11 protein-coding genes are annotated in these 11783 nt (G+C 61.8%); 7 read left to right on the top strand and 4 right to left on the bottom strand.

Annotated features, from left to right (window positions below):
• Positions 1 to 79: 79 nt before the first annotated feature.
• From ISP18_RS20855 to ISP18_RS20865, 3 genes are read left to right on the top strand one after another with little or no spacing between them, the layout of a single operon-like run.
• On the top strand, positions 80 to 517 hold the full coding sequence (locus tag ISP18_RS20855; RefSeq protein WP_380006960.1) for a DUF2383 domain-containing protein: 438 nt from the start codon (positions 80 to 82) through the stop codon (positions 515 to 517).
• A gap of 2 nt (positions 518 to 519) precedes the next feature.
• Positions 520 to 1104, top strand: coding sequence for a DUF924 family protein (locus ISP18_RS20860; protein ID WP_380006963.1), 585 nt, complete (start codon positions 520 to 522; stop codon positions 1102 to 1104).
• Positions 1105 to 1152: 48 nt separating this feature from the next.
• The gene (locus ISP18_RS20865; RefSeq protein ID WP_380006966.1) at positions 1153 to 1479 is read left to right on the top strand and encodes a hypothetical protein; all 327 of its coding nucleotides are present in this window, start codon (positions 1153 to 1155) and stop codon (positions 1477 to 1479) included.
• 41 nt (positions 1480 to 1520) lie between these two features.
• Here ISP18_RS20865 and ISP18_RS20870 read toward each other — a convergent pair whose 3' ends face one another.
• Positions 1521 to 2534: a 2-dehydropantoate 2-reductase gene (locus tag ISP18_RS20870; RefSeq protein WP_380006968.1), complete on the bottom strand. Its 1014-nt coding sequence runs from the start codon at positions 2532 to 2534 to the stop codon at positions 1521 to 1523.
• The gene (locus tag ISP18_RS20875; protein WP_380006971.1) at positions 2531 to 4186 is read right to left on the bottom strand and encodes an FAD-binding dehydrogenase; all 1656 of its coding nucleotides are present in this window, start codon (positions 4184 to 4186) and stop codon (positions 2531 to 2533) included. The genes ISP18_RS20870 and ISP18_RS20875 overlap by 4 nt, the downstream gene beginning before the upstream one ends.
• A gap of 224 nt (positions 4187 to 4410) precedes the next feature.
• Here ISP18_RS20875 and ISP18_RS20880 point away from each other — a divergent pair, with 224 nt between their 5' ends.
• Positions 4411 to 5214 carry a DUF2884 family protein gene (locus ISP18_RS20880; protein ID WP_380006974.1) on the top strand — a complete coding sequence of 268 codons (804 nt, stop codon included), beginning with the start codon at positions 4411 to 4413 and terminating at the stop codon, positions 5212 to 5214.
• A gap of 185 nt (positions 5215 to 5399) precedes the next feature.
• On the opposite strand, the gene ISP18_RS20885 is transcribed toward ISP18_RS20880, so the two are convergent.
• Positions 5400 to 6455, bottom strand: a complete 1056-nt coding sequence (locus ISP18_RS20885; RefSeq protein WP_380006977.1) for a glycoside hydrolase family 18 protein — start codon at positions 6453 to 6455, stop codon at positions 5400 to 5402.
• Positions 6456 to 6730: 275 nt separating this feature from the next.
• On the opposite strand from ISP18_RS20885, the gene ISP18_RS20890 reads away from it, so the two are divergent.
• The 3 genes from ISP18_RS20890 (at position 6731) to lpdA (ending at position 10920) form a co-directional block, all read left to right on the top strand.
• Positions 6731 to 7567 carry a mechanosensitive ion channel family protein gene (locus tag ISP18_RS20890; RefSeq protein ID WP_380006980.1) on the top strand — a complete coding sequence of 279 codons (837 nt, stop codon included), beginning with the start codon at positions 6731 to 6733 and terminating at the stop codon, positions 7565 to 7567.
• Between the two features lie 181 nt (positions 7568 to 7748).
• Complete coding sequence (aceF, locus tag ISP18_RS20895; RefSeq protein WP_380006983.1) at positions 7749 to 9116, top strand: dihydrolipoyllysine-residue acetyltransferase; 1368 nt, start codon at positions 7749 to 7751, stop codon at positions 9114 to 9116.
• 16 nt (positions 9117 to 9132) lie between these two features.
• Positions 9133 to 10920 carry a dihydrolipoyl dehydrogenase gene (gene lpdA / locus ISP18_RS20900; RefSeq protein ID WP_380006986.1) on the top strand — a complete coding sequence of 596 codons (1788 nt, stop codon included), beginning with the start codon at positions 9133 to 9135 and terminating at the stop codon, positions 10918 to 10920.
• Between the two features lie 168 nt (positions 10921 to 11088).
• Here lpdA and ISP18_RS20905 read toward each other — a convergent pair whose 3' ends face one another.
• Positions 11089 to 11766 carry a hypothetical protein gene (locus tag ISP18_RS20905; RefSeq protein WP_380006989.1) on the bottom strand — a complete coding sequence of 226 codons (678 nt, stop codon included), beginning with the start codon at positions 11764 to 11766 and terminating at the stop codon, positions 11089 to 11091.
• Between the last annotated feature and the right edge of the window lie 17 nt (positions 11767 to 11783).

An 11783-nucleotide genomic window follows, 5' to 3' on the forward strand; every position in this document is an offset into this window, starting at 1 on the left:
GGGGATTTATCCGCCGCTAAGTGCTTGTCCTGCAACATGGCACCGTCTTCGCATCCAAGACCGCCCAGGAGGCGACCCGGTGTCGCTCGCGATTGAACATCTGTGCAATGGCCTGATCCGCCGCAGCATCGAGCTGCGTGCGCTGTATCGCCATGCCGCAATGCGGGTGAGTGAGCCCGGATTGCGCACCGTGCTGGATGAAGAGGCGCAATCCCTGAGCCTAGTGATCGACGAACTGCAGGCGCAGATTCGTACCCACGAAGGCACCCCCGCCACCCGCCGCCGCATGTTTGGCGCCGTGCGCAGCCGCTTCGACCTGTTGATGCCACATAGCGACGACGCCTGGATTCGCTTGCTGGCGCGCCACGAGCAAAACCTGCTGCGTTCGTTCGAACGCGTCATCGCGCGCATCGGGCCGAGCGACATGACGGCGGAGCTGCACCGCCAGCTTCCGCGTCTGCACTCGATCGACTTGGACATGCACAGCCTGGTCAAAGCCGTCAGCATCGCGCACTAGCCATGGCGAGCCTGCCGGACGAAGCGCAGGCGGTACTGGCATTCTGGTTCGATCCATCCAACCTCAAGGAATGGTTCGCCGCGCATCCGGCCTTCGACGCCGCCATCCGCGCACGCTTTAGCGAAACCTTTCGATGGGCCGCAGAGGGGAAGCTCGCGCACTGGTCCGAAACGCCACCAGGCTGGCTGGCGCTGTTGATCGTGCTGGACCAGTTTTCGCGCAATCTTCATCGCACCGATCACCAGGCATGGGCGCAAGACCTTCATGCGCAACGGTTAGCCGTGTGGGGTATCGAGGAAGGTTTCGACCGCCAGCTTCCGCCCATCCAGCGCGTCTTCGCCTACATGCCGCTCGAACATGCCGAAGACATTGGCCTGCAGCGACGTTGCGTCGCTTTGTTCGAAACCATGTGTGAAAGCCTGCCCGCTCAGGAGCGCGATCACTGCACCGATTTTCTCCACTATGCTCGAAAGCATGAGGCGGTGATCACGCGCTTCGGTCGCTTTCCGCATCGAAATGCGCTGCTCGGCCGAGCGAGCACGCCGGAAGAGCTAGCCTATCTTGCCGAGTCCGACGCTGGGTTCTGATCGCAGATCGCCGCCATGGAGAGGCCACACCACGACAAGGAGCCAGTCATGCGTCGCTATCTTTTTCTGGCCTTGCTGCTTACCACGTTCAGCGCACACGCATTGCAAAGTCTGCGTGTGGGTAGCCAGGTGCTCGTGGTGGGTGACAGCGCTGCGCGTGTCAAGGAATTGCTGGGTGAACCAGCGGTACGTGCGAAGGGTTCTAGTTCTGGCAAGAGTAACGCACGAAAAAGCACTGCCAAATCGTCCAGCAAGGGAAGAAAGGTCGACGCGAAAGACAAAGGTGAGAAGTGGCGGTATCGGCGCGACGGGCATAGCACGACATTTACCATCGTCGGCGGAAAGATCGCGCATATCGAGGATATTGCGCGCTAGGAGACGCTGTGCAGTTTTTAGGCTGGAGTTGTCATCCCAGCCTACGAATTGAGCAGCGTCTTCAATAACGCCGGGGCCTCCCACCGCACATACGACTGCTCCGCTTCGTGAACCAGCGCAACGATGCGTGCATTGGCCGGTGCGCGCAGGCCTTTTGACTTTGCTAGCACCACAAGCTCGCCATTGATGTAATCCACCTCGGTGCGGCGCCTCGCCTGCAGGTCGTCCCACATGGAGGAGCGCGCCAGTGGGTCGATCGCCAGCATGCGCGATGCGATGCGGTGGAACAGCGCGTCCGGCAGCGACAGCACGGTCGGCAACCAATGGGCGGGGAGGGTGGTGAGTTGTGCAGGGCGAATGCCGGCGGCCTGCAACACGCGCAATCCCTCACGCTGCAGCAGCGCCAGGCATTGACGCCAAGCGCGCTGCGCCAATTGTTCGCGTAGCGGCAAGCCACTCAACGCATTGAGCGAGTTGTTGAGATTGATCAACAGCTTCGCCCACAGCACCGCCTGCATATCGTCACATAGTTGCAACGGCAGGCCACCGGCGGCGAACGCGGAAAGCAAGGAGGGCGAAAGCGCCGTCGAGCGCTCGATCATCAGTGCGCCGGACGAACCTTGATGAAAGTGCGCCGGTTCCGGTTGCGCAACGTTGAAGGGCACCATGCCGGACAGCACGCGACACGTAGGCAGCGCCGCGCGCAATTCCGCCGTATTGCGCACGCCGTTCTGGAAGCTGATCACCGGCGTGCCTGGTGCAAGTATCTCGGCCAGTTCGTGCGCCACTTCCGCAGTGGCCGCTGATTTCACCGTGACCAGCACGGCATCGGCTTCGCGCACGGTATCGAGTTGTGTGGCGATATCGAGCGTTGCAGCCGGCACGTGTTGGTGATGTCCATGCAGATCGCTGACCGTCAGCCCGTGGTTCTTCAAACGGGCCGCTACATGAGGACGTGCGATGAAACAAACCTGCGCATGACCATGCAAGCGGCCGCCAAGATAATTGCCGACCATGCCGGCGCCGTAGATGGCGATGCGCGGTGTTGACGTCATGCGACCGTGGCAGCGGCGGCGCGTCCCGCCATCCGACCTGAAAACAGACAGCCACCGAGAAAACTGCCTTCCAGCGCGCGATAGCCGTGCAAGCCGCCGCCGCCAAAACCGGCCGCTTCGCCGACGGCATACAGGCCGCGTAACGGCTGACCATCGTGCCCCAATACGCGCGCTTGGAGATCGGTTTCCAGCCCACCAAGGCTCTTGCGCGTGAGCAGGTGTAGACGCACCGCAATGAGCGGCCCGTTGACCGGATCGAGGATGCGATGCGGTTTGGCCACGCGCACCAGGCGATCGCCGCGATAACGGCGCGCGTTGTCGATCGCCATCACCTGGCTGTCTTTCGCGAACGGGTTGTCGAACTGCCGGTCGCGCGCTTCGATTTCTTCGCGCAGATGCGCTACGTCGAGCAACTGGCTGCCGGCGAGTGCATTCATGCCGACGACCAGATCCTCCAGATTGTCGCGCACGATAAAGTCGCGACCGTTGCGTTTGAATGCTTCTACCGGCGCGGGCGCCTGCTTGCCGACGGCGCGCTTGGCCACCTGCCGCCAGCTCTTGCCGGTGAGGTCGGGATTCTGTTCGGAACCGGACAATGCGAATTCGCGCCGGATGATCTGCTGATCGAGAATGAACCAGCTGTAGTCGAAGCCGGTGCCACGCAGATGTTCCAGCGTGCCCATGGTGTCGAAGCCGGGCCATAGCGGACCGGGTAGGCGATTGCCGCGCGCATCGAACCACAGCGACGAGGGCCCCGGCAGAATGCGGATGGCATGCATCGGCCAGATCGGATTCCAGTTCTCGATGCCTTCCACGTAATGCCACATGCGATCGCGATTGATCTGCCGCGCGCCGGCGGCTTCGCTGATGCCCAGCATGCGCCCGTCGACATGCGCGGGCACACCGCAGAGCATATGCAGCGGCGGTGGTCCCAAACGTTCCGGCCAGTTTTTGCGCACCAGTTCATGATTGCCGCCGATGCCGCCTGAAGCGACGATCACCGCCTGCGCGCGCAGTTCGAAATCGCCGGTCACCTCGCGCGAACTCGGTTTGCCGCGTTCCATGCTGTCATCCGCAAGTCGCGCGCCGTGCACGCCGACCACGCTGCCGTTTTCCACCAGCAGGCCATCGACGCGATGACGGAAAGCGAAGCTGAGCAGACCTTTCGCCTGCGCCTCGCGTGCACGCCGCACGAACGGTTCCAGCACGCCAGGACCGGTGCCCCAGGTGACATGGAAGCGCGGCACCGAATTGCCATGACCGATCGCGCCATAGCCGCCGCGCTCGGCCCAACCCACCACCGGGAACCAGCGCATGCCCATGGCGTGCAGCCAGGCGCGCTTCTCGCCGGCGGCAAAATCCACGTAGGCCTCCGCCCAGCGGCGCGGCCAATGATCTTCGGGACGATCGAACGCGGCGGTACCCATCCAGTCCGCCAGCGCCAGTGCATGCGAATCGCGCACGCCCATCCGGCGTTGTTCGGGCGAATCGACGAAGAACAATCCGCCGAATGACCAGAAGGCCTGCCCACCCAGGCTTTGTTCCGGTTCCTGTTCGACGATTACTACGCGCCGACCGGCATCGGTCAGTTCCGTGGCCGCGACCAGGCCGGCAAGACCGGCGCCGACGACGATCACATCGGTGGATGGCATGGACAGTTTCCCCTGGGCCGGAGCATTCCTGCGCAACTTATCGTGCACCCAGGCGTTTGCCTATGTGCGCTGCGCCAATCGTCATACAGGCCGGCTATGACCGATGGCACGGAATGACGTACGGCCCATGCCGGCAGGTGGCCGCGCGTTAAACCCTATGTGCATCGACGTGCATCCAAGCGCGCAACAGCTCATCGGTATGCATCCCCAGGGAGGGATTCATCATGCGTCGTCACATGCTTTCATTTGCAACGATTTTCGCATTCGCCGTGGCGGGCGGCGTGCAGGCCAGCGACAGCCATGCGCATCATCTGTCGTGTTCCTTCAACAGTGATTACGACGTGCAGGTGGAAAAGGACGGCATCGTCTTCATCCGCAGCAGCGGCCATCCCAGCGATGTCTTTATCCATGACGGCAAGCTGCGTGTGGACGGCGACAACGTCACCATTTCTGCCACGGATGCGGAGCGCCTGCGCGATTACGAACAGCAAGTGCGCGAGCTGGTGCCAGCGGTCGCGGCGATCGCACGGGACGGTGTAGACATCGGCTATTCCACGCTGACCACAGTGGTGGCCACGTTGGCCGAGAACGGCGACGAACGCACTCGCCTGCTGCACGAATTGCACGACCGGCACTACGAAGCCATGCAGCGCATCGATAACACGCTTGGGCGCGGCTCGTGGAAAGCGGGCGACGACAGCGACCTCTTCGGCGACAACCTGCAAAAGACCGTCGCCGATCTGGTGAGCAACGTCACCGCCGACGTAGTGAAGGATGCGCTTAGCGGCGATTCGACCCGGCTGGCGGCATTGCAGGCGCGCACCGATGCGCTGGACACCACGCTCGACAAGGCCGTCGAGGCGCCGGCCGAAAAACTCGGGCAACGCGCCGAAGCACTGTGCCCGCACTTCAGCCAGCTTCAGCGACTGCAGCAGCAATTCGAATTCCGCCTGCCCAACGGCGAACGCCTGCAATTGATTTCCACAGACATGGATCGTTCCGACAAGGCGAGTTACGCCCAACGCTAGTCACCTAGCGAATCACCCCCACCGTGCTCCCCCTAGGCACGGGACAGTCACGCGCCCGGTTCCCCACCGGGCTTTTTTTTCTTGGCTTTGTTGTCCACCGATGTCGCATCTATCGGATATCCGTAGATGCACATTTGCCTGCACGCGTCGTGACGCGACAGGCCATCCATGGCCCGCCTCGTTGGTTAACGCCCCAGGTCCTTCAGAAATTCATTGGTGTATTGCAACGGCGCGCTACCGCTCACCCCGTTGCATGCGTTCGACACGCTTTTCTTGCTCGAACACGGCGTATCCCGATCCAGCGACCAGTAATGCAAGCCGGCCAGTCCGTTCGCCACGGCGTAGCTGGTAATGGTGTCGACATCGCTCACCGTAGTGACCTCGCCGGATGTGTTGTTCTGGCCGATCATCGGTGTCAGTTCGATGTGTCCGGGCGCAATGCCGTAGGTATGTTCCAGGTTTTGCACGGCTTGAATGGCTGATTGCCCCATTTCGCACACACCATTCACCAGTACGCAGCTGGCCGACGCTGCCTTGCCGTAATCCATGGCCATCAGGTTGATGGTGTAGTTGGTGATGGCAGGGTTTGACGCCAGCACTGCCTGCACCACCTGCTGGCCCAGGGTGTTGATACCCGCATAGCTGCCATCAGAAGCCGCCAGCGTGGCGAGCGTGAAAGAGAAACGTAGATTGGGATATTGCGTCTGCACAGCTGCCACGTCGGCCACGAGCTGCTGGATCTCCGCTTGTGTCTGCGTGCTTTCGATATCGAAATCCACGCCGACCATTTGCGGTGTGTAGTAAGTTGCGATGAAGCTGGCGAAGGCGCTGGGTGTGGCACATGTGAATACACCGCCTGCACCGCCGGTGGATATCACATAGTTCAAGCCCGCATTGGAAAGCGCGCCGATATTGGCCGACGCAAACGCCGAACCGGCAAGCCCGGCCCAGGTTTCACTGCCGCAGGCGCCAGTGGCAAAAGACAAGGTAACTGCGCCCAGCTGTGGTTCCTGTGTGGCGTAGAAGCTGCCGGTGCCCACCAGTGGCAGCGAAGTGCCGGACGCCGCCGTCTGCAACGTATCGGTTCTCCAGTTCATGTCGACGGTGATGTCTTTGTAGGGGCTGAAGAGCAGATAGCCCGGTGCGGTAGCGGCAATAGCCTGGGACGAAAACCCAGCTGTTGCGCATACGATGGCAGCGAGAACGGAACGCGCAAGAATCGTCTTGGATCTGGCGAACATGTCGATGATCTCCGGTAGTTGAAAGAGTTGCGTGTTGCGCGCACCAACCGACATTGCCCCGGCAGTACATTGCTGCCGGAATCTCTGTTCATCGAACTACCAGTAAACCCCTGCCCAAGCGTTGGCGGGCGTTCGGTATATGGGCCCCTAGCACTGGCTTGTCGAGCTGCGATGCACAAGCGGCAGCGCTATTTTCTTGCGAATGCTGCGGCGTGTGCCTGCAAACCGGCACGGGCGGCTGCTAGGCTTTGCGCATTGTTGCCAGGGATTGCGTCATGTTCGAACATCTCTTAAGCGTTTCCCGCGACGATCTGCTTGCCATCCTCACCCTGCACGGGCCGGCGTGGATCGGCGCGCTGCTGGTGCTGCTCATTGGCAGCTGGCTCGCGGCGCGGCTGGCGAATTTTCTGCAGCGTGCGATGCATCGTGCATCGGTGGATCCCACGCTCAGCGGCTTCCTGCGCAATCTGCTTTACGGCGTGCTGATCGCGGTTTTGATCGTAATCGCGCTGCAAACAGCGGGTGTGCCCAGCGCGCCGTTGCTGGCGGCGTTGGGCGCGGGCGGGTTGGCGATCGGCCTGGCCTTGCAGGGCTCGCTGAGCAATCTGGCGTGGGGCGTGCTGTTGATCGTGTTCCGGCCCTTCAAGGTGGGCGACTTCATTCACGCCGGCGGTGTCGATGGCACCGTCGAAGGCATCAACCTGATGCATACCCAATTGGTGCTGGCGGACAACCGCGAGGCCATCGTGCCGAACTCGAAAATCGGTGCGGATGCCATCATCAACTTCAGCCGGCGCGGTACGCGGCGCTTCGAGCTGCGCGTGGGGATTGGCTACAGCGATGACATCGGCAAGGCCATCGCGGTGGTGCGCCAGCTGTACGCGGCCGACTCCCGCATATTGCAGGACCCGGCACCCACCGTCTGGACTGACGCCCTCGGCGACAGCGCCGTGTACCTGCTGTTACGCGCCTACACCGCTGTGGACGATTTCTGGCCGGCGCAGACCGATCTGTTGCGTGCGGTAAAGGAGAGCTTCGATGCCGAAGGCATCCATATTCCGTTTCCGCAGCGTGAGGTACGCGTGGTGACCGGTCCGGTTCCGACGCCCTGACATCCCGGCCGAACGGGCCACGGCATCCTTTGGTAGGACAAATTCGCCGCATACGTATGCGGATGGCCGCTTTAGGCGCATCCGGCATGTCCTGAACGGGGTGTCGATTGCTATGATGGACGTCTTGCGGCCGCCTCAGCCATCCCCAAGCGTGGCCGCCTACGTTCCCGCAGGAGAAATCATGGCCGACCTGAAAGAAGCCCGCGTCCCAGATATCGGCGGTCACGCCGATGTGCCCGTCATCGAGGTGATGATCAAACCCGGTGACACGGTTGAGAAGGACCAAAGCCTGATTACCCTGGAATCCGACAAGGCCACGATGGAAGTGCCTGCGCCGTTCGCCGGCGTGGTCAAGGAAGTGAAGTTGAAGGTGGGCGATGAAGTCTCCGAAGGCGCTCTGATTGCCATCATCGAGGCCGCAGACACCGGCGCGCCGGCCGCGGCCAAGAAGGAGGAGCCTGCTGCGAAAGCACCCGCTCCCACTCCGGCACCCGCGCCTGCACCGGCACCGCAGGTGAAGGAAGAACCCGCCCCGATTGGTGGCCGCGGCGTACTGCCGGGCAATGCGCCAGAAGGCGACGTGTCGCCGCAGGCTCGCCCGCCGTTCGACGCCAAGCTGGTCATGCCGGGCGACGCGCCGTACGCCACGCCGGCCGTTCGCGCCTTCGCGCGCGAACTCGGCGTAGATGTCCATCAAGTGAAAGGCAGCGGTCGCGGCGGACGTATCGTGCGCGAGGACATCGCCGCGTACGTCAAACATGCGCTGGCTTCCGGCGCGCGTCCCGTGCAGGGCGGCACCGTGGCAGCTGGCGGCGGACTCAATCTGCTGCCATGGCCGAAGGTGGACTTCGCCAAGTTCGGCGAGGTGGAAGAAAAGCCGCTCACCCGCATCCAAAAGATTTCCGGCCAGAACCTCGCCCGCAACTGGGCGATGATCCCGCACGTCACCCAGCACGAAGACGCCGACATCACTGAGCTGGAAGCCTTCCGCAAGAAGCTCGGCGAAGAGAACAAGGATCTGAAGATCACCCCCCTGGTGTTCCAGATTAAGGCAGTGGTCGCGGCGCTGAAGAAATTCCCGCAGTTCAACGCCTCGCTGGATGTGAGCGGCGAAAAGCTCATCCTCAAGAAGTACTTCCACATCGGCATCGCGGTGGATACACCCGATGGCCTGGTGGTGCCGGTGATCCGCGACTGCGACAAGAAGGGCCTGCTCGATCTCGCCACCGAACTTGGCGAGATCTCCAAGAAGGCACGCGACAAGAAGCTGGGGCCGAACGATATGTCCGGTGGCTGCTTCTCGATCTCCTCGCTCGGTGGCATCGGTGGCACGGCGTTCACGCCGATCGTCAACGCGCCGGAGGTGGCGATCCTGGGCGTGTCCAAGGCGCAGACCAAGCCGGTATGGAACGGCAAAGAATTCGCGCCGCGCCTGATCTTGCCGCTGTCGCTCAGCTACGACCACCGCGTGATCGACGGCGCCGTGGCCGCGCGCTTCGCGTCCTTCCTCGCCACCCAGCTCGGCGACATCCGCCGCCTGCTGCTCTGACGGGGAGATGACGATCATGGCCAATACGATCGAATTGAAAGTCCCCGACATCGGCGGTCACGAAAACGTGCCGGTGATCGAAGTGATGGTGAAAGCCGGCGACACCGTGACGAAGGAACAAAGCCTGATCACGCTGGAGTCGGACAAGGCGACGATGGAGATTCCCGCCAGTGCGGCGGGCGTCATCAAGGAAATGAAGCTGAAGGTCGGTGATGAGGTGTCCGAGGGCGCCGTCATCGCCATTCTTGAAGTGGCCGGCGCCGAAGCGGAAGCACCCAAGGCCGCGGCGCCTGCGCCGACTCCTGCCGCACCGGCACCAGCTCCTGCCGCCGCGCCCGCTAAGCCTGCCGCCACTCCGGCGCCGCAGGCTGCAGGTGCCACCGGCCGCAAAGCCGACATCGAGTGCAAACTCGTCGTGCTCGGCTCCGGCCCCGGCGGTTACACCGGCGCATTTCGCGCGGCAGATCTCGGCGTCGACACCGTGCTGGTGGAACGCTATGCCGCGCTTGGCGGCGTGTGCCTCAACGTGGGCTGCATTCCGTCCAAGGCGCTGTTGCACGCGGCTGCTGTCATTGATGAAGCGGAGGCGATGGCCGCTCACGGTGTGAGCTTCGGCAAGCCCAAGCTCGATCTCGACAAGTTGCGCAGCTTCAAGAACAAGGTGGTCGGCCAGCTCACCGGCGGCCTCGCCGGCATGGCCAAGCAGCGCAAGGTGCGTACGGTGCAGGGTGTGGGCACCTTCGTGTCACCGAACGAAATGGAAATCGAGACGGCCGAAGGCAAGAAGCTGCTGCGCTTCGAATACGCCATCATCGCTGCCGGTTCGCAGGCGGTGCGTCTGCCCGCGTTTCCGTGGGACGACGAGCGCGTCATGGATTCCACCGGCGCGCTGGAATTGAAGGATGTTCCAGCCAAGTTGCTCGTCGTCGGCGGCGGCATCATCGGCCTGGAAATGGCTACCGTGTACGGCGCGCTCGGCAGCGAAGTGACGGTGGTCGAGTTCATGGACCAGATCATCCCTGGCACCGATGCCGACTTGATCAAGCCGCTCGCCAAGCGTTTAGGCAGCAGGCTCAAAGGCGTGCACCTCAAGACCAAGGTGGTGGAAGCGAAGGCCACCAAGAAAGGCATCGAGGTCAGCTACGAAGGTGAGAGCATTCCGGAAACCACCGTGTTCGATCGCGTGCTGGTGTCCGTCGGTCGCTCGCCGAACGGCAACAAGATCGGCGCGGACAAGGCTGGCGTGGCCGTTACGGAGCGCGGCTTTATCAACGTCGACACGCAGATGCGCACCAATGTGCCGCACATCTTCGCCATCGGCGACCTGGTCGGTCAGCCGATGCTGGCGCATAAGGCCACGCACGAAGCGAAAGTCGCGGCCGAAGTGGTGGCCGGCATGAAGAGTCACTTCGACGCGCGCGTGATTCCCTCGGTGGCCTATACCGATCCGGAAATCGCATGGGTCGGCGTCACCGAACGCGAAGCGAAAGAAAAGGGCCTGAAGATCGGCGTCGGCAAATTCCCGTGGGTGGCCAGTGGCCGCGCCATCGGCATCGACCGTACCGAAGGCTTCACCAAGCTGCTGTTCGACGAAGAAACGCATCGCGTGGTCGGCGGCGCTATTGTCGGCCCGCATGCCGGCGATCTGATTTCGGAAATTGCGCTCGCGATTGAGATGGGCGCCGAAGCGGCCGACATCGGCCTTACCATCCATCCGCATCCGACGCTGAGCGAATCGGTGGGCATGGCAGCCGAAGTTTACGAAGGCACCATCACCGATTTGTACATACCCAAGAAGAAGTAATTATTTCTTCTCGCAAAAAAAGACCCGGAGCGATCCGGGTTTTTTTTGCGTCGTCGGTGACGATGCGTTGTCTAACAATCGCGTAGGTTGGGGCGCCAATCCCAGCATTCGCGTGTTTCTCGTTGCTGGGATTGGCACCCCAGTCCACGCAATTGATGGTCCCTCCCATTAACGCGAAGCAATAGCGCGATTAGACATCGCTTCGTCAATAGCTTTATCAAGACGATCGAGATTGCCTGTGGTTTCGCCGGTCAGTGCCCACATCTGGTTGACAACATGCAGCAATTGGCGCGGCTGTATCTCGCCAGTTTGCAAATCAATGTCGGCATCGATCATGCGAGGACCATCCAAAGCTATCTGGATGTCGGCATTTGCCATGGCACCATGAAAATTTTGAGCGGAATACACGGTCGTATAGCGGTGTAAATTATCGCTATCGATCCACCCCGCGGACTGGTTGGCCACTGCGACATCCCAGGCCTCATGGCGCAATGAAGGCCAGTGCCAACTCAGGGATAGCCCGTCCGGGATTAGCTCATGAACGTGCTGGATGATGGTGGCGTTGGTAGCGTTCGACTTGATGTCGTTGATCAATCCGTCGCGTACTTTTTCGAACACGTGCATGCGAGCCAGGTCTTTGTCGCGTGCCTTTTCGATCTCTAACTTGTTCTCCCGTATTTCAGCCTCTATCTGCACGCTGGCTATCTGCGCGGCATGGCGGTGATGCAAGTGTTCAATCCACGCCTCCAGCCCGAGCGCAGTCAGGATGCCGAGTACGATCATCAGGTAGTGCTTGGCAAGATCCTTGAACGTGTCCATCGGAAGTTTCGACAATTCCACGTGCATGGCATGCTCCTCCCGGT

The sequence above is a fragment of the Dyella humi genome (genome assembly GCF_044904605.1).
In the GTDB taxonomy this organism is placed as follows: Bacteria; Pseudomonadota; Gammaproteobacteria; order Xanthomonadales; family Rhodanobacteraceae; genus Dyella_B; species Dyella_B humi.

Bases quoted from the DNA above. Each gene is read 5' to 3' on its own strand.
- ISP18_RS20860 (WP_380006963.1), top strand. From the start codon at position 520: ATGGCGAGCCTGCCGGACGAAGCGCAGGCGGTACTGGCATTCTGGTTC.
- ISP18_RS20865 (WP_380006966.1), top strand. From the start codon at position 1,153: ATGCGTCGCTATCTTTTTCTGGCCTTGCTGCTTACCACGTTCAGCGCA.
- ISP18_RS20870 (WP_380006968.1), bottom strand. From the start codon at position 2,534: ATGACGTCAACACCGCGCATCGCCATCTACGGCGCCGGCATGGTCGGC.
- ISP18_RS20875 (WP_380006971.1), bottom strand. From the start codon at position 4,186: ATGCCATCCACCGATGTGATCGTCGTCGGCGCCGGTCTTGCCGGCCTG.
- ISP18_RS20880 (WP_380006974.1), top strand. From the start codon at position 4,411: ATGCGTCGTCACATGCTTTCATTTGCAACGATTTTCGCATTCGCCGTG.
- ISP18_RS20885 (WP_380006977.1), bottom strand. From the start codon at position 6,455: ATGTTCGCCAGATCCAAGACGATTCTTGCGCGTTCCGTTCTCGCTGCC.
- ISP18_RS20890 (WP_380006980.1), top strand. From the start codon at position 6,731: ATGTTCGAACATCTCTTAAGCGTTTCCCGCGACGATCTGCTTGCCATC.
- aceF (WP_380006983.1), top strand. From the start codon at position 7,749: ATGGCCGACCTGAAAGAAGCCCGCGTCCCAGATATCGGCGGTCACGCC.
- lpdA (WP_380006986.1), top strand. From the start codon at position 9,133: ATGGCCAATACGATCGAATTGAAAGTCCCCGACATCGGCGGTCACGAA.
- ISP18_RS20905 (WP_380006989.1), bottom strand. From the start codon at position 11,766: ATGCACGTGGAATTGTCGAAACTTCCGATGGACACGTTCAAGGATCTT.